At 71.4% G+C, this 20,213-nt stretch carries 19 protein-coding genes; 8 read left to right on the plus strand and 11 right to left on the minus strand.

Going from position 1 to position 20,213, the window contains the following annotated elements:
* The first annotated feature begins 112 nt into the window (after nucleotides 1–112).
* A complete protein-coding gene (locus AB0M39_RS06280) occupies nucleotides 113–718 on the plus strand; it encodes a nucleotidyltransferase family protein (RefSeq protein ID WP_365360714.1) in 606 nt (201 codons plus the stop codon).
* A 246-nt stretch (nucleotides 719–964) separates the two neighbouring features.
* A complete protein-coding gene (aceB, locus tag AB0M39_RS06285; RefSeq protein ID WP_365360716.1) occupies nucleotides 965–2,587 on the plus strand; it encodes a malate synthase A in 1,623 nt (540 codons plus the stop codon).
* Nucleotides 2,588–2,650: 63 nt separating this feature from the next.
* On the opposite strand, the gene AB0M39_RS06290 is transcribed toward aceB, so the two are convergent.
* Nucleotides 2,651–2,971: a SelT/SelW/SelH family protein gene (locus AB0M39_RS06290; RefSeq protein ID WP_365360718.1), complete on the minus strand. Its 321-nt coding sequence runs from the start codon at nucleotides 2,969–2,971 to the stop codon at nucleotides 2,651–2,653.
* A gap of 124 nt (nucleotides 2,972–3,095) precedes the next feature.
* On the opposite strand from AB0M39_RS06290, the gene AB0M39_RS06295 reads away from it, so the two are divergent.
* Nucleotides 3,096–3,959, plus strand: a complete 864-nt coding sequence (locus AB0M39_RS06295) for a hypothetical protein (RefSeq protein WP_365360720.1) — start codon at nucleotides 3,096–3,098, stop codon at nucleotides 3,957–3,959.
* A 16-nt stretch (nucleotides 3,960–3,975) separates the two neighbouring features.
* On the opposite strand, the gene AB0M39_RS06300 is transcribed toward AB0M39_RS06295, so the two are convergent.
* On the minus strand, nucleotides 3,976–4,608 hold the full coding sequence (locus AB0M39_RS06300) for a hypothetical protein (protein WP_365360722.1): 633 nt from the start codon (nucleotides 4,606–4,608) through the stop codon (nucleotides 3,976–3,978).
* A 164-nt stretch (nucleotides 4,609–4,772) separates the two neighbouring features.
* On the opposite strand from AB0M39_RS06300, the gene AB0M39_RS06305 reads away from it, so the two are divergent.
* From AB0M39_RS06305 to AB0M39_RS06315, 3 genes are read left to right on the plus strand one after another with little or no spacing between them, the layout of a single operon-like run.
* The gene (locus AB0M39_RS06305; RefSeq protein ID WP_365360724.1) at nucleotides 4,773–5,594 is read left to right on the plus strand and encodes a helix-turn-helix transcriptional regulator; all 822 of its coding nucleotides are present in this window, start codon (nucleotides 4,773–4,775) and stop codon (nucleotides 5,592–5,594) included.
* Nucleotides 5,591–5,776 carry a DUF397 domain-containing protein gene (locus tag AB0M39_RS06310; RefSeq protein ID WP_365360726.1) on the plus strand — a complete coding sequence of 62 codons (186 nt, stop codon included), beginning with the start codon at nucleotides 5,591–5,593 and terminating at the stop codon, nucleotides 5,774–5,776. Before AB0M39_RS06305 ends, AB0M39_RS06310 begins: the two co-directional genes overlap by 4 nt.
* A gap of 44 nt (nucleotides 5,777–5,820) precedes the next feature.
* Nucleotides 5,821–6,006, plus strand: a complete 186-nt coding sequence (locus AB0M39_RS06315) for a DUF397 domain-containing protein (protein WP_365360728.1) — start codon at nucleotides 5,821–5,823, stop codon at nucleotides 6,004–6,006.
* A gap of 20 nt (nucleotides 6,007–6,026) precedes the next feature.
* On the opposite strand, the gene AB0M39_RS06320 is transcribed toward AB0M39_RS06315, so the two are convergent.
* Nucleotides 6,027–7,028, minus strand: coding sequence for a fibronectin type III domain-containing protein (locus tag AB0M39_RS06320; protein ID WP_365360730.1), 1,002 nt, complete (start codon nucleotides 7,026–7,028; stop codon nucleotides 6,027–6,029).
* A 113-nt stretch (nucleotides 7,029–7,141) separates the two neighbouring features.
* On the opposite strand from AB0M39_RS06320, the gene AB0M39_RS06325 reads away from it, so the two are divergent.
* Complete coding sequence (locus tag AB0M39_RS06325) at nucleotides 7,142–7,744, plus strand: TIGR03086 family metal-binding protein (protein WP_365360732.1); 603 nt, start codon at nucleotides 7,142–7,144, stop codon at nucleotides 7,742–7,744.
* Here the strand turns inward: AB0M39_RS06325 and AB0M39_RS06330 are convergent.
* The gene (locus AB0M39_RS06330; RefSeq protein ID WP_365360734.1) at nucleotides 7,707–9,860 is read right to left on the minus strand and encodes a hypothetical protein; all 2,154 of its coding nucleotides are present in this window, start codon (nucleotides 9,858–9,860) and stop codon (nucleotides 7,707–7,709) included. The two genes, AB0M39_RS06325 and AB0M39_RS06330, sit on opposite strands and share 38 nt — an antisense overlap.
* 480 nt (nucleotides 9,861–10,340) lie before the next feature.
* Between AB0M39_RS06330 and AB0M39_RS06335 the strand changes: the two genes are divergently transcribed.
* Nucleotides 10,341–11,135, plus strand: coding sequence for a chitosanase (locus tag AB0M39_RS06335; RefSeq protein WP_365360855.1), 795 nt, complete (start codon nucleotides 10,341–10,343; stop codon nucleotides 11,133–11,135).
* 179 nt (nucleotides 11,136–11,314) lie between these two features.
* Here the strand turns inward: AB0M39_RS06335 and AB0M39_RS06340 are convergent, their stop codons facing one another.
* The 7 genes from AB0M39_RS06340 to uraD form a co-directional block, all read right to left on the minus strand.
* Nucleotides 11,315–14,239, minus strand: a complete 2,925-nt coding sequence (locus AB0M39_RS06340; RefSeq protein WP_365360736.1) for a glycoside hydrolase family 2 TIM barrel-domain containing protein — start codon at nucleotides 14,237–14,239, stop codon at nucleotides 11,315–11,317.
* A 343-nt stretch (nucleotides 14,240–14,582) separates the two neighbouring features.
* On the minus strand, nucleotides 14,583–14,726 hold the full coding sequence (locus AB0M39_RS06345; protein ID WP_365360738.1) for a hypothetical protein: 144 nt from the start codon (nucleotides 14,724–14,726) through the stop codon (nucleotides 14,583–14,585).
* Between the two features lie 151 nt (nucleotides 14,727–14,877).
* Nucleotides 14,878–16,422, minus strand: coding sequence for a nucleobase:cation symporter-2 family protein (locus tag AB0M39_RS06350; protein WP_365360740.1), 1,545 nt, complete (start codon nucleotides 16,420–16,422; stop codon nucleotides 14,878–14,880).
* A gap of 277 nt (nucleotides 16,423–16,699) precedes the next feature.
* On the minus strand, nucleotides 16,700–18,076 hold the full coding sequence (locus AB0M39_RS06355; RefSeq protein ID WP_365360742.1) for an 8-oxoguanine deaminase: 1,377 nt from the start codon (nucleotides 18,074–18,076) through the stop codon (nucleotides 16,700–16,702).
* 148 nt (nucleotides 18,077–18,224) lie between these two features.
* Nucleotides 18,225–19,172 (minus strand): factor-independent urate hydroxylase, encoded by a 948-nt coding sequence (gene pucL / locus AB0M39_RS06360; protein ID WP_365360744.1) that lies wholly within the window; start codon nucleotides 19,170–19,172, stop codon nucleotides 18,225–18,227.
* A 7-nt stretch (nucleotides 19,173–19,179) separates the two neighbouring features.
* Complete coding sequence (gene uraH, locus AB0M39_RS06365) at nucleotides 19,180–19,569, minus strand: hydroxyisourate hydrolase (protein WP_365360746.1); 390 nt, start codon at nucleotides 19,567–19,569, stop codon at nucleotides 19,180–19,182.
* Nucleotides 19,566–20,078, minus strand: coding sequence for a 2-oxo-4-hydroxy-4-carboxy-5-ureidoimidazoline decarboxylase (gene uraD, locus AB0M39_RS06370; protein ID WP_365360748.1), 513 nt, complete (start codon nucleotides 20,076–20,078; stop codon nucleotides 19,566–19,568). The genes uraH and uraD overlap by 4 nt, the downstream gene beginning before the upstream one ends.
* Nucleotides 20,079–20,213: the final 135 nt, after the last annotated feature.

Below are 20,213 nucleotides of genomic sequence, written 5' to 3' on the forward strand. Positions count from 1 at the left end.
TCGCCCCGACCTCTCCACGCGACGACGACCTGCGCGGACCAGTCGGTTCCACGGCGCGAGGACGGGGTTCGAACGGCGCGCGCTTCTTCCCGATATGAGGTAGGGAGTCCTCATGCCAAACGAATCGAAGCCGCCGGTCGTCGCCGGACTGCTGCTCGCGGCGGGCGGCGGCCGCCGGCTCGGCGGACGCCCGAAGGCGCTGCTGGTGCACCGGGGCAGGCCGTTGGTCGAGCACGCGGTGCGCGTGCTGCGCGAGGGCGGCTGCGGCCCGGTGCACGTGGTGCTGGGCGCATCGGCCGAGCTGGTGCGCGAGCGGGCGGACCTCACCGGCTGCTTCCTGGTCGACAACCCCGCCTGGGAGGAGGGCATGGGCTCCTCCCTGCGGGCGGGCCTTCGGTCGCTGGCGGCGACGGAGGCGGACGCGGCGCTGGTGTCGCTGGTGGACCAGCCGGGGATCGGCGCGGCGGCGGTGGCCCGGATCCGCCGCGCGTACGACTCCCGGGACGCGCTGGCGGCGGCCGCGTACGGAGGCGAGCGCGGCCACCCCGTCCTCTTCGGCGCGCACCGCTGGAAGGACGTCGCGACGAGCGCGGTCGGCGACCGCGGGGCACGCTCGTATCTGAAGGCGCACGAGTGGGCTCTCGCGCTCGTCGAGTGCGGGGACGTCGCCGAGGCGTACGACATCGACACACCGCAGGACCTGCCCCGGCTCGAGTAGCCGGCGCCCGTCGGACGCACCTTCCGTGCACGGCGTGGCACTCAGAGCCATGGTCTGTCGACCCGGAGAATCTCGATATCAACAAACCATTGAACTTCCACCATGAGGAAACTACTATCCACAGGTCAGAAGCGCCCGAGATCCCAGCCGGCGCCCTGCGGCCGTTTCCCGGCTGTGCGGCACGGAGTGCCGTATCTCCCCGCACGCCGACCGCCAGGCGCCGCCCGCCGAAGGAAGTGACAGCTCATGTCCGCACCAGCGCCGTCCCCGCTGGCCATCGTCGACGCCGAGCCCCTGCCCCGGCAGGACGAGGTACTCACCGAAGCGGCCCTCGCCTTCGTGGCCGAGCTGCACCGGAACTTCACGCCCCGGCGTGACGAGCTCCTCGCCCGCCGCAGCGAACGCCGCGCCGAGATCGCCCGCACCTCCTCGCTGGACTTCCTCCCGGAGACGGCCGCGATCCGCGCGGACGACTCCTGGAAGGTGGCGCCGGCGCCGACGGCCCTGAACGACCGCCGGGTGGAGATCACCGGACCGACCGACCGCAAGATGACCGTCAACGCCCTGAACTCGGGCGCGAAGGTCTGGCTCGCCGACTTCGAGGACGCCTCCGCCCCCACCTGGGAGAACGTCGTCCTCGGCCAGCTCAATCTGATCGACGCCTACGAGCGCCGGATCGACTTCACCGACCCGAGGTCCGGGAAGTCGTACGCCCTCAAGGACGACGACCAGCTCGCGACCGTGGTGATGCGCCCCCGCGGCTGGCACCTGGAGGAGCGTCATCTGCGCCTCGACGGCCGCGCGGTCCCCGGCGCGCTGGTCGACTTCGGCCTGTACTTCTTCCACAACGCCCAGCGCCTGATCGACCTCGGCAAGGGCCCGTACTTCTACCTCCCGAAGACGGAGTCGCACCTGGAGGCCCGCCTCTGGAACGACGTGTTCGTCTTCGCGCAGGACTACGTCGGCATCCCGCAGGGCACCGTCCGCGCGACCGTGCTGATCGAGACGATCACGGCGGCGTACGAGATGGAGGAGATCCTCTACGAGCTGCGCGACCACGCGGCCGGCCTCAACGCGGGCCGCTGGGACTACCTCTTCTCGATCGTCAAGAACTTCCGTGACGGCGGCGAGAAGTTCGTGCTGCCGGACCGCAACGCGGTGACGATGACGGCGCCGTTCATGCGCGCGTACACCGAGCTGCTCGTGCGCACCTGCCACAAGCGAGGCGCGCACGCGATCGGCGGGATGGCGGCCTTCATCCCGTCCCGGCGCGACGCCGAGGTCAACAAGGTCGCCTTCGAGAAGGTCAAGGCGGACAAGGACCGCGAGGCGGGCGACGGCTTCGACGGCTCCTGGGTCGCCCACCCGGACCTGGTGCCGATCGCGATGGCCTCCTTCGACGCGGTGCTGGGCGACAAGCCCAACCAGAAGGACCGGCTGCGCGAGGACGTCTCGGTGGCGCCCGGCGATCTGATCGCCGTCGACTCCCTGGACGCCAAGCCCACGTACGACGGCCTGCGCAACGCCGTCCAGGTCGGCATCCGCTACATCGAGGCGTGGCTGCGCGGCCTCGGCGCGGTCGCGATCTTCAACCTGATGGAGGACGCGGCGACGGCGGAAATCTCCCGCTCCCAGATCTGGCAGTGGATCAACGCGGGCGTCGTCTTCGAGAACGGCGAGCTGGCGACCCCCGAGCTGGCCCGCCAGGTCGCCGCGGAGGAGCTGTCGGCGATCCGCGCCGAGCTGGGCGAGGAGGCGTTCACGTCGGGCAACTGGCAGCAGGCGCACGATCTGCTGCTGAAGGTCGCCCTGGACGAGAACTACGAGGACTTCCTGACGCTGTCGGCGTACGAGCAGCTGCGCGGCTGAGTCTCCGTACCACCGCTTCGACGCCCCCGGTACCGCGCACGGCGCCGGGGGCGTTGCCGTGCCCTAGTCCGTCGACTGGCCCGTCGACCTGTCGGAGTGCCCCAGGGTCCGCCCGGGCGCCACGCGGTCGCGCACCAGCCGCTTGACGGCGGTCGGCTCCGGAAACCCGTGCTCGCGCCGGTCCCACACCACATCGCCGTCGACGCGCACGACGAGGACCCCACCGGTCCCCGGCTTGAGGGCGACCTCGGTCAGCTCGGATTCGAAGGTGGTGAGCAGCTCCTGCGCCAGCCACGCGGCACGAGGGAGCCAGCGGCACTGAGTGCAGTACTCGATCTGGACGCGGTGGTCCGGGGTGGGCGTGGGGTCAGCTGGTGTGTTCACAGGAGACGCCTTTCGGCTGGTGGGACGGGTGACGCGGCTGACGCTGACACTATGGTGCGGAGCAGGGGCGGGGTTCGGCTCCGCCCGACCATGGCAGAACAGCGGACGGTCGACGGAGGCAAGCGTGATCAAGCGGCTGGGGTTCTTCCGCGAATTCGACCCACAGAACACGGATCTCTCGGCTCCGTCGATCCATGACGCCGTCAGACCGACCGGACCGCAGGACGAGGCCGGCCTGGTGGCGTACCTGGCCTCGGGGACCGAGATCTTCAGTGCCATGGGAGCGGAACGCGATGTGATGACGGGCGACGCGTGGATTCCCGGAGCGGGATCGCTCGTCACGGACGGCGCCTGGCTGTGGCCACACGAGTTGAGCCACTACGTGGAGCGCTACCACGCCCAGTTGCCCGAGGAGTTCTCGGCGCTCGTGCGCGCCGCTCGCTACAGCGCGCCTCCTGTGCCCCGCCACCGCATCGAAGAGATATTCCAGGAGGTCTTCGGCAGCTCGCCGTCCGCGGCTCGATCGAGCGGCGCGACGGACACCGACGGGTTCTGCTCGTGGTACCTGTCGGATCTGACCCCGCAGATCAGCGCCCTACTGCTGCAGAGCCTGGAGGCTTCCGGCCTGACGGCCCGCAACCCGCTCACCGGTGACGTGTTCGTGTCCCGGGCCGCTGTCGCGGGTGGGCCCGCGCTGCCGGTACACGACCCGAGGGACCTCGCCGCCGTCCTGGCAGACCCGGGCGACGGCGGCATAGCCGTCCGCCTGTGGCTCGCGTACGACACCTCCGCCGTAGCCCGGGTGCGCAGGCTGGAAGGCACGACAGCGGTCGTCGTCCACGACCTCGCAGGCTTGCGGGAACCCGAGCGCGAGCTAGTGGTCGAGGCGCTCGTTCGATCCTTCGACCAACTCCGCGACGACTGCCGGGAATTCGTGGTCGACCTGGACATGGATTGGGAACGGTCTTCGCCGTCCTCACCGCGCTGATGACTTCTGTCCGCGACTACTCAGTGGTCGCTGAGGGCGGTGTCACACCCGGCTCGATCGTCGACCGTACATAGATCCGCGTGCTGCCCGGCTTGAACTCGTGAGCGAAGAGATCGACGCACCGCTGGAGATAGCGTCCTTCAGGGGTCTTGAGGTCGTCAGGGCAGAGGCTGACCTTCCGCAGACCCTCGACGAGCGTCTCCGGCTCGGTCAGCCCAAGGTGGGCGAAGGCGGCGGCCGGCCGGTAGTCCTTCTTCTCCGGGTGGAAGTTGCGGATCATCTTCGTACCGTTCCGAATCAGCCGGGACGTGTAGACGTCCGCCTCCTGACTGGAAAGGGTGAAGGAGAGCAGCCCCGTGTCGTAGCGCTGGCCGGTCTTGTAACCGGCGCGGCGGTCAGATGCCTTCGCCGGGATCCGGATGCCGATCTCATCGCTCAACCAGTCAGGTGTGGCACCGCTTTTCCAGCAGCAGTTCATCTCGTTGTCCGACTGGTCTGACTGGTCCGACGACACGTGATCGGCAACGAACGCGAACGCGCCGACGATCGCGGCGACGCAGGCAAGAATCGCGACGATCACGACCACCGCTGTCGGCGGGCGGCGGCGTGCGGGCCGCTCGCTGGTGGATCTGCTGCCGGGGCTGCTCATGGGTGGACCTCTACCGACCTTCCTGCTGCATCGCTGACAGGCGGTGTACTCGTACGCCAGTCGGCGTACGAGTACACCGGATGGACAGTACGAGCAACCGTCCGTGACAGTTGGCGACCGAGCGGCGTTGAACCGGTATCCGACCACCACGGGGAGCGGCCGACATGTCAGGCAACACCGAACCCGAGCCGTCCGAAAGCCTCAAGACATTCGGCGCGGTGCTTCAGGCTTTCCGCGAACACGCCGGTCTCACCCAGGAGTCGCTCGCTCCGCTCGTGCAGTACTCGCCGCATTTCGTGGCCTCCGTCGAGCAGGGGAGGCGGTTCCCGCCCAAGGAGTTCATCGATCGGGCGGAGGAGGCGCTCGGCGCGTTCGGAGCGCTGCGCAAGGCGGCACGGCACCTCTGCCGCAAGTCGGGGCTGGCGTCATGGTTCCACCAGTGGGCAGAGCTGGAGGAGCGGGCGCTGAGCATGTGCACATACGAATGCCGTCTGATGCCGGGGCTGTTGCAGACGGAGGCGTACGCCAGGAGGCTCTTCGAGAACCAACTCCCGCCGCTGACCGACGAACAGATCGAGGCTCAGTTGGCGGCTCGCCAAGAGCGCCAACGCCTGCTGCGGGAACGGCCGAACACGGCGTTCAGCTTCATCCTCGAAGAGCATCTGTTTCTGCGCCGTATGGGCGGGGCGGAGATCACCCGGGAGCTCATCGACCATGTACTCGACGTCTCGTCGTTGCGGAACATCGAACTTCAGGTCGTGCCCTTGGTGCGGGAGGTACACGCTGGCCTCGATGGGCCCATCCGACTGCTGGAGACCCCCGAGCACCAGCACTTCGCCTACTGCGAGGCGCAACGCGGCGGGCAGTTCATCTCCGACCCGAAGGAGATCAGCGTGCTCCAGATGCGGTATGCGATACTGCGCTCGCAGGCCCTCACGCCGGAGGACTCCACGATCCTGCTGGAGCGACTTAGAGGAGCGCCATGAGCAGCACGGAACTGGTCTGGTTCAAGAGCAGCTATAGCGGCGGCGACGGCGACGACTGCGTCGAGGTCGCGTCCGCTCCCCACTCGGTCCACGTCCGCGACTCCAAGGACGTACAGCGCCCCCACCTCGCTCACTCCCCCACCGCCTGGGCCGAGTTCGTGGCCTTCGCCGCGCAGGTCTGAGTCACGAGACCCGTAGGCCTGCTGAAGCGACTTCGAGGAGCGCCATGAACACCACGGAACTGGCCTGGTTCAAAAGCAGCTACAGCAGCGGCGACGGCGACGACTGCGTCGAGGTCGCCGCCGCTCCCCACTCAATCCACGTCCGCGACTCCAAGGACGTACAGCGCCCCCACCTCGCCCATTCCCCCACCGCCTGGGCCGAGTTCGTGGCCTTCGCCGCGCAAGTCTGAGTCGCGAGGATCGCCGCCTCCTAGGCGATCACCACCGTCCGCTGCGCGGAGAAGTCGCCCCACTCGCCGTCGGGCAGCTTGGCGCGGAGTTTGACGCTGTAGCGGGTGCCGGGCTCGTCCGTGACCGTCATGGTGTACTTCGCCGTCCCGGCGGGCGGCGCGGCGCCCCAGACGATGGTCGTGGCCAGCTTCCCGTTTAGGAACAGCTGATGCTCCTTGACCGGTCCGCCTGCCCGCGGCGGGGTCCAGCTGAGATCGACCACCCCCTTGCGGGCCGTCGCCTGGAGGTCGGTGGGCGCCGTGCTGGGGCCCTTCCCGGGGGCGGACGCGGTCGGGAGGTCCACCGCGTTGCTGTCCGGCGAGGAGTTCTCGGCGGCGTCACGGGCCCGCACCGTGAAGGTGTAGACGGTCCCGGGCCGCAGGCCGGTGACGCGGGCCGTGGTCTCGGTCCCGCTCACGCTGTGGATGCGGGAGTCCTCCTGGTAGACGTCATACGAGGTGACGCCTATGTCGTCGGTCGAGCGGCCCCAGGTCAGCGTGGCGTCCGTGCCGCCCCCGATCCGCCCGCTCAGCCGCGCCGGCCGGGTGGGCGGTCTCCGGTCGTCCGGCGTGGGGGCCGGGGTGGTGACCGATATCGCCGTGCTGGGCTCGGAGAGGTTCCCGGCGGCGTCCCGGGCCCGGACCGTGAAGGTGTACGGGGTCTGGGGAGCGAGCCGCTCGACGTCGACCATGTGCTGGGCGGCGGGAAGCGTCTTGACCTTGACCCCTTTCTGGTACACCTCGTACCCGGTCACGGCCTTGTTGTCGGTGGACTGCTCCCACATGACGTGAACGGAGGTGGCGCTGCCCGCCTGGGCGGTCACTCCGGCAGGGGCAGAGGGGCGTTCGGTGTCCGTCTCCTCGCCTGCGCAGGCGGCGAGAGCCAGGACGGCGACACACGCCAACGCGGCAATGGTGGGGGGTCGTTGCACGGTGGGCCTCCGCGGACGAGGGCATTGGTCCAGACCTATATGACACAGCATCGCCGCCGCGACAAGGCCCCGGACTCAATCCGTCGGGGACGAGGGCAGCTCACTTCTCCGAGATTCCGGCCGCCGCAGCGATGAGTTTCGGCGAGCGGACCGGTCGTCACTGCATGGACTCCACTACGCAGACCTCGTCGCCCGACCTCGGCCCCGCCGCCCACGCCGTCGCCCAGCTGCTCGACGGGGTCGACGACGCCCGGCTCGGGGACCCCACCCCCTGTCCCAAGTACGCCGTACGCGAGCTGCTCGGGCATATCGTCGGGCTGGCCACCGCCTTTCGGGACGCCGCCCGCAAGGACCTCGGGCCCAGCACCCAGACGCCGGCGGGGGCCGCGCTGCCCGTGCTGGAGGAGGGCTGGCGCGCCGTGCTCCCGCAGCGGCTGGGCGAGCTCGCCGAGGCATGGCGGCAGAGCGGGGCGTGGGACGGCGACACCCAGGCAGGCGGGATCACGTTCCCGGCGGCTATCGCCGGGCGGGTGGCGCTCAACGAGCTGGTGATCCACGGGTGGGACCTGGCCCGCGCCACCGGGCAGGACTACGACCCCGGGGACGCGAGCCTGCAGGTGTCGTACGAGATGCTCCAGCCCTCCGACGACGATCCTGGCCGGGACGAGATCTTCGGGCCGGTCGTCTCCGTGCCCTCCAGCGCGCCCCTTCTCGATCGGGTCGTCGGGCTCAGCGGCCGTCGGCCGGACTGGCGGCCCGGGGACTGACCTGGGCCAGCAGCGCGCGGGCCCGTTCGCGTACCGCCTGGTCCGAGCCGTCGATCACTTCTGAGCTCGGGGTGACCACCCGCAGGTCGCGCTCCGCGAGCGCCGTCAGACGAGCCGTGACCGGCGGGGTGAGCACGGCCGGGCCCAGCGCCGCGAGGGCGGCGAGCGCCTGGCCCGGGTGCGAGGACTGCTCGGCTGACGACAGGAGCGCGTCCGCCGCCGCCTCGCGGTCGACGTCGTGTCCCACGGCGAGGAGGGCCAGGAACGCCGACGGGCGCTTGTCCACGTCGTCCACGAAGGCCTCCAGCGCCGGGCCGAGGTCGGCCCCCGCCGGGCCGAGCTCGGCGGCCGCGTCGATCGCGCCCCGCGCGGACCACATGCTCACCCACGGGTCGTCCGCCAGAACCGCGAAGACGCCCTTGAGCACCGCGACCGCCTCGTCCGCCGCACCGGTCAGCCGCCACAGCGCGACGGCGATCGCCGCGTCCAACTGCGGGGCCGTGCGCGGCTCGCCGGGCGCGGACAGCCCCGCGCGCAGCCGAGGCGCCAGGGCCCTTGCGTCCGGGCCCAGTCGACCGACGTGGGTCGCCGCCCCCGAGTCGACCCCTTCCGCCAGCAGGGCCGTGACCTCGCGCACCAGCGGGCCTTGATCGCCGGTCAGGTCGTACAGCGCCTCGGCCGCGGCATGCCGCCCCGGCTGCGGCCCCGAGTCGGCCGCGCCGCGCAGCAGGCCCGCGATCCGCTCGCGCTCCTCGGGAGGGCAGACGGCCGCGAGCGCCTTCGGCACGAGGGAGGGATACCGCTCGAGCGCCGCGGTCAGCTCAGGCAGCGCGGGCGCGGCGGCCGGGCCCCAGTGCGTCAGCATCGCGAGCAGCGAGGCCGCCTCGCGGCTCTCGGGGTCCGCGAGCGGCAGCCGGGTGCGGATCGCGTCCAGCAGCTCCGGCGCGAAGGCGATCACAGGCAGGGGCCGCAGGATCGAGAACCCGCACGCCGACTCCAGCGCCCGGGGCCACCGCGTCAGATCGCGGGCGAGCAGCGGGGCGGCCGGCTCCGGCGCGATGTGGACGAGCTCCGCGAGCGCCGCGTCCGCGAGGTCGCCGTCCTCGGCGACGAGGGCGGCCAGTGCGGGGGCGGCCGCCGCCGCGTGCTCGCCGAGCTTGCCGAGGATCTCCAGCACGCGCTCGGTGTGCGCGGCGTCGTCCAGCAGGGCGACGAGGGGCGCCGCGAGCCGGCCCGGCGCGCTGCGCGAGATCGTGCACGCGTGGTCGGCGGCCCGCAGCGCCTCGGCCTGCCCGTCGGGCTCCGCGGAGCGCAGGGCGGCCTCCAGCAGTTCGTACGCCGCGTCGCGGTCCTCGTCCGTGTCGCGTCGCAGCAGCGCGTCGACCGCGTACGTCAGCGGCTCCGTACGCTCCAGGTCGAAGCGCTCGTAGACCCAGGTCTCCGCGGGAAGCAGCGCGAGCAGCGCGTCTCGGTGCGCCGCCGACCAGGGCAATCCGGCGTCCAGGCAGGCCAGCACGGCGACGACGCGCAGCTCGAAGGGCTGGTCCGGACCGATCGACTCCAGTGCCGCGTCCGTCGAGCCCGCCGGGTCGAGATGGACCATTCCCGCGAGCAGCTCCGCCCGCACGGACGGCGTCCGCTCCTGCGTCCAGCACCGCAGCAGCACGGGGAGCACCGGCGCCGCGGCCCGGGTCTGCGCCGCCGTCCACGCCGCCGCCCGGCGGATCTCCGGGTCCTCGGACTCGATCATCGGCAGCATCAGCGGCAGCTGAGCCGCGACGGCACTCCGGCAGGCGCCCGGCTCGCCGACCTCGTGCTCGTCCTCGGTCTCGGCTATCGAGCCGAGCAGGACCAGCAGGTCGGAGGACTTGATCCCGGCCGCCGCCATCCGCGCGAGGAAGGGCACCGCCTCGGCGGTGGCGCGGTAGACCGTGCCCTGGTGGATGATGCTGGACCAGAGCTCGGACAGCGCCCCGCCCTCCGCGTCCTCGTCGCCGCCGGCCAGCGCTCGAAGGATCGCGGGCACGTCTTCGGCGGTGCCGTACGCATGGTGCAGCTCGGCCCACGGCCGGCTGTCCAGATCGTCGAAGCCGGCGAAATCCTGTGCGAGATCCATGAGCAGGAGCATCGCACGGGCGTCTGACAATCCTCCCCGAGGCTCTCCCCGAGGCCCCTCCCCGAGGCTCTCGCCCTAGGCCCTCCTCGCGGTCCTGTCGGCACCGGCCTCGGGACGCGCGGAACACCTGCGGCGGGCGGGCGAGTCGGCGGCGCGAGGCTCGGAGCCCTCGGAGCTCGCGGCGGTCGCCGAGGCCGCTACGGCGCCCGAGAACGCGGAGTTCCCGGACGCCTCGGCGGCCGGTCGGGAGCGGGCGGGAGCAGTCGCCCGCGTCTGACCAGGTGTGGCGACTCGGGCGGGCCCGGAACTATCGGGCCGTCCCAGTCGTCGTATGCGACCGAGGGACCCGCCACACCGCCGCCGATCGACTGCCGATCGAGCGGCCCGAGCGGTTCAGTAACCTCAAGGCAAGGCCGGGGCGCCCTGACCCCGGGAGGGGGAACCGTCGTGAAGTCCGTGCTCAGAGCGCTGTCCGCGCTGATGCTGCTGGCGCTCTGCGCCTGTTCAGGCTCCGGTTCGGGGCCGGAGCGGGAGCGGGACACCGCCGGGCTCGCCGACCCGGCGAAGAAGGAGATCGCCATGCGGCTCGTCTCCAGCGCCGAGAACTCCTCGCTGGACTGGAGAGCCCAGTACGAGTACATCGAGGACATCGGCGACGGCCGCGGCTACACCGCCGGAATCATCGGCTTCTGCTCCGGCACCGGCGACATGCTGACCGTGGTCGAGAAGTACACCAAGGCCCGGCCGGGCAACGCTCTCGCGCCCTTCCTGCCCGCGCTGCGCGCGGTGAAGGGCAGCGACTCGCACAAGGGCCTGGGCCGCCCCTTCACCGACGCCTGGGCGCGGGCCGCCGCATCCGACGCGGCGTTCCGGGCGGCGCAGGACGCGGAGCGGGACCGCTCGTACTTCACGCCCGCCGTCCGGCAGGCCGAGGCCGACGGGCTGGGCGCGCTGGGGCAGTTCATCTACTACGACGCCTATGTGATGCACGGCCACGGCGACTCCAAGGGCTCGATCGGCTTCGCCACGCTGCGCAAGAACGCCCAGCGCGCCGCCGAGCCCCCGGCGCGCGGCGGCGACGAGAAGGCGTATCTGAACGCGTTCCTCGACGCCCGCGTCGAGGCCATCGGCCACGAGCCCTCGCACACGGACACCAGCCGCATCGAGACGGCCCAGCGGGTCTTCGTACGGGAGGGAAAGCTCGGCCTGGAGCTTCCGCTCACCTGGAAGGTGTACGGCGACGACTACCGCATCGACCGCGTCGACGCGGAGTAGGCAACCCACCGGCCCACCAGCGGCCCCAGCCGCCCAGCCGCAGCGCGACGACGGGCCGAGCGGGCACCGTCGGCGATGGGCGGCTGTACGGCTGAGCGCCGAGGAGGCCGACGGTCTCCGCGACCAGTAGCGCGCGCTGGTCGACCGGCTGGGCTGACCCGCGCGTACGGGGACCGTCGTCAGGCTCGGCTGAGGCCGAACCGCACGGTCTTCGCCCCGGCTTCCAGGGTGTGCTGGGGCAGCGTCCCCGGCCCGCAGGAGGCGCTGCCGATGCCGTGGTGGGCGGCGTCGAGGGTGACGAAGACCCGGTCGCGCGGGACGAGTTCGGCGGTGTGGCGGGCCGCGTCCAGGTCCTCGGCGGTCCACCGGCGGACCGTGAGGTCGAAGCGGGGGGCGCCGGTGATCAGCAGTCCGCCACCGGGCCCGCTGAGCAGCGCGCGGCGGACGTCGCGGCGGTTGCCGTTCTCCTGGGGGCGTACGTAGGGCGTCTGCATCTCGTCCACGGTCAGCCGGTGGCGGCCGGTCCTGGCGGCGGCCGTCGTGTCGCGGTACGCCTCGCCGGGGCCCAGGCCGAACCACTCCACAGTGTCGAGCCGGCCGGGACAGACCAGCCGCACCCCGATCCTCGGCAGCGGACCGGTCCACTGTCCCTCCGGCTCGGCGGTGAGCTCCAGCCAGAGGCGGTCCGCCTCGGCCCGCCAGCTATAGACCGCCGTCATCGCGGCGTCCGTCCCGGCGGCGGCGACGCGCGTGGTCGCCCGGACCCCGTCCGGGCCGGCGTCCAAGCCGAGGAGCTTATGGGTGAGCCGGTGCAGCCCTGCGGTCCGCCAGCGGTCGGCGAGGCGCGGGCCCAGCACGTCGTTGTCCGTCGGCGCCCGCCATAGGTCGAGCCGGGGTCCCTCCACCTCTAGGCCGCCGACCTCGCGCAGCAGCCCGGTGGCCGCGTCGAAGACGCCCGGACCGAGGGTGATCACACTCCCCGCGCGGGCGGCGGCGACGAGCGGCCCGCTGGCGTACGGAACCGGGGCGTACGGGAGCGGGGCAGCCGCGAACACCCGCTCGCCCCAGGCGACCTCGTGCCCGGCGGCGGCCCACGGCTCGTCCTCGGCGAGCTCGGCGACGACTCTCAGCACCCGCTCGCCGCCGCCGCTGCCACTGCCACTGCCACCGCCACTGCCGGCGCCGATCGCCGGGGCGGCCACGGTCGCGCTCTCGCCGGGCGCGAGGACGGGCACGTCCAGCACGCCTTCCATGAACAGCCCGTCGCGGTCCTCGGCGCGCCAGCGGAAGCGCAGATGGGACGTGTCGCGGAAGTCGTGACCGTTGCGGACGGCGATCCCGTCCTCGCCGGGCTCGATCCGCAGCGGCTCGATCACCTTCTTGTACTCGACGAGGCCGGGCGAGGGTGTGCGGTCGGGGAAGACCAGGCCGTCGGCGACGAAGTTCCCGTCGTGCACGGGCTCCCCGAAGTCGCCTCCGTACGCGTAGTACGTCCGTCCGTCGGCGGTCCGCTGGGCGATGCCGTGGTCGATCCACTCCCAGACGAAGCCGCCCTGGAGTCTGGGGTACCTCTCGAACAGCCGCTGGTACTCGCTCAGTCCGCCGGGACCGTTGCCCATAGCGTGCGCGTACTCGCAGAGGATGAACGGAAGCCGCCGCCGACGGGCGTCCAGGGCCGGGTCCCGGGTGGCCTTCTCCTCGCCGCGGCCGATCAGCTCGGTCTCGGCGTGGTCGGCGTACATACGGCTATAGACGTCGACGTATCCGCTGTCCCAGTCGCCCTCGTAGTGCAGCGGGCGGCCGGGGTCGCGGGTGCGGGCCGCCTCGGCCATGGCGGCCAGGTTCGCGCCCGTGCCGCTCTCGTTGCCGAGCGACCACATGACGACGCTGGGATGGTTCTTGTCCCGCTCGACCGTGCGGCTCATCCGGTCGAGGAACGCCTCGCGCCACCGGGGGTCGTCGCTCGGGTTGCCGCGCCAGCCGACGCGCTCGAAGCCGTGCGTCTCCAGATCGCACTCGTCGACGACCCAGAGGCCGAACTCGTCGCACAGGGACAGGAATTCGCTGCTCGGCGGGTAGTGGCTGGTGCGCACGGCGTTGATGTTGTGGCGCTTCATCAGCAGGACGTCGTGCAGCGCCGTCTCGCGACCGACGGTGCGGCCGGTCTCGGGGTGCCATTCGTGGCGGTTGACGCCGCGCAGCAGGAGGGGGCGGCCGTTGACCGTGAGCAGTCCGTCCTCGACGGCGACCGTGCGGAAGCCGATGCGCACCCGGATCCGCTCGCCGCCCGCCGTCAACTCGGCGTCGTAGAGGCGCGGCTGCTCCGCGGTCCAGGGGACGACGCCGGGGACGGTGTGGGGGCCTGCGGGGTCCGCGTCGAGGATGCCCAGCTCGGGGACGCTGAGCCGGGCGGGCGCGTCCGTGTCGACCGAGAGGATGCCCTCGCCGCCGCGGTGGTCGTAGTCGGCGTGGACGAAGAAGTCGTCGAGGCCGCCGTGCGGGCGCGAGAGCAGGGCGACGGACCGGAAGACGCCGGACAGCCACCACATGTCCTGGTCCTCGAGGTAGCTGCCGGCCGACCACTGGTGGACGCGTACGGCGACGGTGTTGCGGCCGGGGACGACCAGCTGGGTCACCTCGAACTCGGTGGGCAGCCGGCTGCCCTTGCCGTCGCCCAGGCGCTCGCCGTTGAGCCAGACGGCGAAGCAGGAGTCGACGCCTTCGAAGCGGAGCACGCTGCGGCCGGCCGGCCAGTGGTCGGGCAGCTCGAACTCCCGGCGGTACTCGCCCGTCGGGTTCTCGTCCGGCACGCGCGGCGGGTCGATCGGGAAGGGGTAGACGATGTTGGTGTACCCGGGCGAGCCGAAGCCGTGCAGCTGCCAGCAGGAGGGCACGGGCAGGACGTCCCAGGCGCTGTCGTCGTAGCCGGGGGCCTCGAACCCGGCGGTGAGCTCGGCCAGCCCGGGAGCCGCGCGGAAGCGCCAGTCGCCGTCCAGCAGGACGCGGGGCGCGTCGGACTCGAAGGCCGCGCGGGGTGCGGCGCGGCCGCTGCCCGGGGCGCGGGATTCGACGTAACTGGTGTCGGGCACAGTCGAGTCGTTCATCTACGGCTCTTTCGTCCGGGCGACCGAGGACAGCTCCGGCCATCCTTCGGGCTGCCCGGAACCGGCGTCAAGCGCGAACGAGCAGGTCAATCAGAACGATCGAACGCCGAGGAGGAGGCGGTCGCCAAGCCAGGGAAGCCTGCGGGACGGGACGCTCCCCTGGGTGCTCCGCCGGACCGGCCGCGTGCCCGGCGCCTGCGCCGCATGCCCGAGGGCCCGTGCCGCCTCCCCGTCCGGCGCCCCGCACGAGGCGCGGATCCCCAGGCTCCGGAAGCCGCTCCCCGTGCCGGCCGGGCAGCGGCCGTCGCCCACCCGACCGCTCGGCGAGCCGTCGCAGCAGCGGCTACGCGGCGAGCTCGCCGACCGTGCGCATGGGCGGGGCGACCACGGTCAGCGGAACGTCCGCGAGACAGGCGGCCTCGTCGTCGTACGCGATCAGGCGCCAGGTCGGCGGGGACGCCGCGATGCCGCGCGCCCTGCCCTGCACCCCGGAGTACCCCTGACCCGATCCGTCGAGCCCCGGCCCGCAGACGCGCGTGAGCGTATCGATCGGATGCGATCGATACGCTCACATGCGTGGGGGTACCGGGGCGGCCCCGGCCCCACCGGGCGGCGGGCCCGGGAGACCTGCGTACGGCTCAGTGCACGGCGACCGGCTCCGTGCCGGCGGCTGGCGCTCCCTCCTGGGAGCCCTGCTCCGAGGACGCGTCCGAAGCCCCCGTCCTCCCCAGGTGGTTGAAGGCGAGGTTGAGGGCGATCGCCACGATGCACCCGGTGGAGATGCCCGAGTCGAGCACGACCAGCAGATCCTTGGGGAAGGCGTGGTAGAACTCCGGCGCGGCGATCGGTATCAGCCCGATGCCGACGGCCGCCGCGACGATCAGCGCGTTCTCGCCCTTCTCCAGGGCCGCGGTGGCCAGGGTCTGGATGCCGCTGGCGGCGACCGAGCCGAAGAGGACGATCCCCGCGCCGCCGAGGACCGGCAGCGGGACGAGGGCGATCACCGAGGCGGCGACCGGACACAGCCCCAGCAGGATCAGGATGCCGCCGCCCGCGGCGACGACGAAGCGGCTGCGCACCTTCGTCATGGCGACCAGGCCGATGTTCTGGGCGAAGGCGCTGCACATGAAGCCGTTGAAGAGCGGGCTGACGGCGCTGCCGAGGGTGTCGGCGCGCAGTCCGCCCTCGATGGTCCGTTCGTCCGCGGGCCGGTCGACGATCTTGCCCAGGGCGAGCATGTCGGCGGTGGACTCGGTCATGCAGACCAGCATCACGATGCACATCGAGACGATCGCGGCGATCTCGAACTGCGGCGCGCCGAAGTGGAACGGCGTCGGGAAGCCGACGACGTCGGCGTCCTTGATGGCGTCCAGGCCCGTCATGCCCATCGGGACGGCGATGGCCGTGCCGACGACGAGGCCGAGCAGGATGGCGATCTGCTGGAGGAAGCCGCGCAGGAACTTGCGCAGGGCGAGCACGATCACCAGGGTGAGCGCCGCCATGCCGATGTTCTTCATCGAGCCGTAGTCGGTCGCGGTCGGATTGCCGCCCTGCGACCAGTTGAAGGCGACGGGCAGCAGCGAGACGCCGATCAGGGTGATCACGGTGCCCGTGACGACGGGCGGGAAGAAGCGGACCAGCTTCGAGAAGTACGGAGTGAGGACGAAGCCCAGCACGCTGGCGACGATGATCGCGCCGAAGATGACGGCGATGCCGTCCGCCCCGCGGTCCTTGCCGATGGCGATCATCGGGGTCACGCCGGCGAAGGAGACTCCGTTGACGAAGGGGAGCCGGGCGCCGACCTTCCAGAAGCCGAGGGTCTGCAGGAGCGTGGCTATGCCGGCCGTGAAGAGGCTCGCCCCCATCAGGAAGGCGGTGTCCTTGGCGCTGAGGCCCACGGCGGGCCCCACGATCATGGGCGGGGCGACCACGCCCGCGTACATGGCGGCCACGTGCTGAAGGCCGCTGGTGAACATCTTGGCGGGCGGGAGCTTCTCGTCTACGGGGTGCTTGTCCGCAGTCGGCTGCTCCGTGGCCGCCGACTGCGTCTCGGGGGCCTTCTCGGGGGCCGGCTGCTTCTCGCCCGTCGACTGGGTCCGCCCAGCGGGGAGATCCGCGTCGGACGAGGGCTGTTGTGCGGGCGGATCGGCTGCATCGTCTTGAAACCTGGGCGTGGCTGCCACGGCGGTTCCTCCGGTCGGTTACACGTCGGGGGTGACGCGGATGTCAGGGAGGTGGTGCGGTGTGGTGCGTTGGTGCAGGTGGTGCAGGGGGGTCGAACCGCAGTGCGGTGCGGCAGCAACGGGCGCAGGTCTTCTGGGGTGTGAAGACACGAGTCACCGTCCCGGGGGGTGCGGACGCCGATGTGCGGCGCCGCACCCCCCGGTCACGGCTGCCGTGAGCCCCGCTCGGGTCCACGGCCTCCGGTCGAGGGCCGTCCCCCTCGACCGGACGTCTGGGTCAGTCCTGGGCCGCGATCCGCGCCAGGCGCTGTGCCTCGTCCCGCGTCGAGCGGGCGATGGCGTCCTCGTCCACCGTGGTGAGGCGGTCCGCCTCGACGACGGTTCTGCCGCCCACGAGGGAGAGGGCGACCGGGGCGGCCGCGCCGAAGACGAGCGCGACCACCGGGTCGGCGATGGAGGAGTGGGCGAGCGTGTCGAGCTTCCACAGCACCAGGTCGGCGAGCTTGCCGGCCTCGATGGAGCCGATCTGGTCGGCGCGGCCGAGGACCTGGGCGCCGCCGTAGGTGCCCAGGCGCAGGGCCTGGCGCGCGTTGAGCGCGGCTTCGCGGTGGGCGCCGAGGCGGTTGATGAGGAGCGCGTTGCGCAGCTCGGTGTGGAGCTCGCCGGACTCGTTGGAGGCGGTGCCGTCGACGCCGAGGCCGACGGGGACGCCCGCCTTCAGCATGTCCGGCACACGGGCGATGCCTGCGGCGAGGCGGGCGTTGGAGGACGGGCAGTGGGCGACGCCGGTGCCGGTGCGGGCGAAGGCGGCGATGTCCGAGTCGTTCATATGGACGCAGTGGGCCATCCATACGTCCGAGCCGAGCCAGCCGGTCGACTCGAAGTAGTCGGTCGGGCCCATCCCGAAGAGCTCCTTGCAGAACTCCTCCTCCTCGACGGTCTCCGAGCCGTGGGTGTGCAGCCGGACGCCCTTGCGGCGGGCCAGCTCGGCGCCCTGGCGCATCAGCTCGGTGGAGACGGAGAAGGGGGAGCACGGCGCGACGGCGACCTGCGTCATCGCGTCGAAGGAGGCGTCGTGGTGCTTGTCGATGGTCGCCTCGGTGGCGGCGAGCGCGCCCTCGAGGGTCTCGACGGCGAAGTCCGGCGGCAGGCCGCCGGCCGACTTGCCGCGGTCCATGGAGCCGCGGGCGAGGGTGAAGCGGACGCCCATCTCGCTGGCCGCGCCGATGACCGCGCCGGACAGGTCGCCGGCGCCCCGCGGGTAGACGTAGTGGTGGTCCATGGCGGTGGTGACGCCGCCTTTGGCCATCATCGCGAGGGAGCCCTGCGCGGCGGCGCGGACCATCGGCTCGTCGATGCGCGCCCAGGTCGGGTAGAGCGCGACCAGCCAGTTGAAGAGGTTGTGGTCGGTGGCCAGGCCCCGAGTGATCCACTGGTAGAAGTGGTGGTGCGTGTTGACCAGTCCGGGAGTGACCAGATGGCCGGCGCCGTCGATCCGGCGGACCACGTTCTCCAGGCTGCCGGGGGCCTTGCCGGCCCCTACCGACTCGATCCGGCTGTCCGCGACGACGACATGGCCCGAGGCGTACTCGGTGTCGTTCGCGTCCACGGTCGCGATGGCGCAGTTCTCGATGACGATGCGCGAAGCCGCCATGGCGGTTCCTCGTTCTTCCCATTGACGGAACGGGCCCGGGGGTCGAGCGGGGTGACGACCGGGTCCGCGGTGCTTTTGTTGCGCAGATGCCCCCGCTCTCCCCCTGGGACTCGACGCCGGCGCACGCGTCGGGGGTTGGGCGGAGGTACTACAGGTTGGTCATATCGACCGGAATGCGCGGTTCCACGCCGTCCCGCAGGATAGTGGCCTCGATCAGGCCGTACGGGCGGTCCGCCGCGAAGTAGACCTCGTTGTCGTTCTTCAGGCCGAACGGCTCGAGGTCCACCAGGAAGTGATGCTTGTTCGGAAGGGAGAACCGGATCTCGTCGATCTCGCTGCGGCTGTTGATGATGCGCGAGCCCATTTGGTAGAGGGTCTGCTGCAGCGAGAGGGAGTACGTCTCGGCGAAGGCGTGGAGCATGTGCTTCTTCGCCTGGGCGTAGGACTTCTCCCAGTTGGGCATCCGGTCCTCGTCCGAGGTCCAGTTGTAGCGCCACTGGGCGGCGACCTGGGTGGCCAGGATGCGGTCGTACGCCTCCTGGAGGGTCGTGTACTTGTCCTTGACGTAGCCCCAGAACTCGGAGTTGGTCGAGTTCATCACGACCAGGTCCTTCAGACCGGAGATGACCTGCCACGTCGAGCCGTCGAACGTGATCTCCGTGGTGCGGGTCTCCTGGCCCTTGCGGACGAAGGAGTGGTTGACCTCGTCGGCGCCGATGAACTTGGAGTTGCCGTCGGAGGACGCGATGCGCTCCCAGGCGTACTCCTCGATCCGGATCCGCGCCCGGTGGATCGGCTCCTGGCTGGTCACGAAGTGCCGGGCCAGATGGATGCCGAACTGCTCGGCGGACTCGATGCCGTACTCCTTGGCGAACGCGTACACCGTGTTCTTGGTGGTGTCGGTCGGCAGGCAGTTGGCGTTGGAGCCGGAGTAGTGGACGTCGTCCATGTCGCCGGAGAGGGCGACCGAGACGTTCAGGTCCTTGATGTGGTGGGTGTCGCCGTCCCGCGTGATCTTGACGACGCGGTTCTCTGCTTTGCCGTACTGGTTCTGGCCGAGAATCACAGGGCGGGAGTGGTGGGAATTGGCCGTCATCTGTCTGCTAGCTCCCTCGGTAAACGGAGTAGCCGAACGGGTTGAGCAGCAGCGGTACGTGGAAGTGCTCGCCCGGCACGACGGCGAACGTGATCGCCACCTCCGGGAAGAACGCACCGCTGTCCCTTACGCGGGGGGCGTCCTGCTGCGCCTCGGCTTGCTTCTTGTCGAAGTACGCCTCGGTCTCGAAGTCGAGGCGTACGTGGGTGGTGCCCTCCGGCAGCGCCGGCAGGTCCTTGCATCGCCCGTCCGCGTCGGTGGCGGAGCCGCCCAGGGCGGTCCACGGGGCGCCCTGGCCGCCGCGCGCCGACAGGGAGACGGCGACGCCCTCGGCGGGGCGGCCGACGCTGGTGTCCAGGATGTGGGTGGACACGGACGCCGTGGTCTCGGTGCTCATGCGGTCTCTTCCTCCACGAGGCGGGTCAGCCGGATGCGGTTGATCTTGCCCAGTTCGGTGCGGACGTTCTCGCGCTCCTGGTCGGGCGTGTTGCCGATGCGCGCCTTGAGCGCGTCGCGCATCTGCTCGCCGGTGGCGCCGGTGGCGCAGACGAGGAAGACGTGTCCGAACCGCTCCTGGTAGGCCAGGTTCATCTCGAGCATCTCGGCCTTGAGCTCCTCGGAGGCTCCGGCCATGCCCCGCTGCTCGCGGGAGGAGGTCGGGTCCCCCGGCTTCGGGCGGCCGATCGGCGGGTGCCCTGCCATCGCCTCGGCCAGATCCTCGGCGCGCAGCTCCGCCATGGCGGCGTCGGAGGCGTCGAGGAGGGCTTCCACGGTGGCGTACGGGCGCTGGGCGAGCAGCTTGCTCCCCCACGCCGAACTGGCGCACACCTCGTGCAGGGCGGTCTGGGCCGCGCTGTCGTCAGAGGTGTTGAACCGGGCGAGGCCCGGTGGCGGACTCGAAGTCACGGGAGCCTCCGTGGCTGTTACTCGCTGTGCGTTGGACGGGCTGCGGATAGCTAACGCCCTCGGCAACACAACGTCAACACTTTGTTGAAAACTCGGGGAACTCGGGAAACGCAGAAGCCGCCGTCCAAACGTGCG

This window comes from Streptomyces sp. NPDC051907 (assembly GCF_040681075.1).
Classification (GTDB): Bacteria; Actinomycetota; Actinomycetes; order Streptomycetales; family Streptomycetaceae; genus Streptomyces.

Excerpts from the sequence above, each read along its gene's own strand:
- AB0M39_RS06320 (WP_365360730.1), bottom strand. The coding sequence starts at position 7,028 with ATGCTGTGTCATATAGGTCTGGACCAATGCCCTCGTCCGCGGAGGCCC.
- AB0M39_RS06315 (WP_365360728.1), top strand. The coding sequence starts at position 5,821 with ATGAACACCACGGAACTGGCCTGGTTCAAAAGCAGCTACAGCAGCGGC.
- AB0M39_RS06310 (WP_365360726.1), top strand. The coding sequence starts at position 5,591 with ATGAGCAGCACGGAACTGGTCTGGTTCAAGAGCAGCTATAGCGGCGGC.
- AB0M39_RS06355 (WP_365360742.1), bottom strand. The coding sequence starts at position 18,076 with ATGGCGGCTTCGCGCATCGTCATCGAGAACTGCGCCATCGCGACCGTG.
- AB0M39_RS06335 (WP_365360855.1), top strand. The coding sequence starts at position 10,341 with ATGCTGCTGGCGCTCTGCGCCTGTTCAGGCTCCGGTTCGGGGCCGGAG.
- uraH (WP_365360746.1), bottom strand. The coding sequence starts at position 19,569 with ATGAGCACCGAGACCACGGCGTCCGTGTCCACCCACATCCTGGACACC.
- AB0M39_RS06340 (WP_365360736.1), bottom strand. The coding sequence starts at position 14,239 with ATGAACGACTCGACTGTGCCCGACACCAGTTACGTCGAATCCCGCGCC.
- aceB (WP_365360716.1), top strand. The coding sequence starts at position 965 with ATGTCCGCACCAGCGCCGTCCCCGCTGGCCATCGTCGACGCCGAGCCC.
- AB0M39_RS06305 (WP_365360724.1), top strand. The coding sequence starts at position 4,773 with ATGTCAGGCAACACCGAACCCGAGCCGTCCGAAAGCCTCAAGACATTC.
- AB0M39_RS06280 (WP_365360714.1), top strand. The coding sequence starts at position 113 with ATGCCAAACGAATCGAAGCCGCCGGTCGTCGCCGGACTGCTGCTCGCG.
- AB0M39_RS06325 (WP_365360732.1), top strand. The coding sequence starts at position 7,142 with ATGGACTCCACTACGCAGACCTCGTCGCCCGACCTCGGCCCCGCCGCC.
- AB0M39_RS06300 (WP_365360722.1), bottom strand. The coding sequence starts at position 4,608 with ATGAGCAGCCCCGGCAGCAGATCCACCAGCGAGCGGCCCGCACGCCGC.
- pucL (WP_365360744.1), bottom strand. The coding sequence starts at position 19,172 with ATGACGGCCAATTCCCACCACTCCCGCCCTGTGATTCTCGGCCAGAAC.
- AB0M39_RS06330 (WP_365360734.1), bottom strand. The coding sequence starts at position 9,860 with ATGGATCTCGCACAGGATTTCGCCGGCTTCGACGATCTGGACAGCCGG.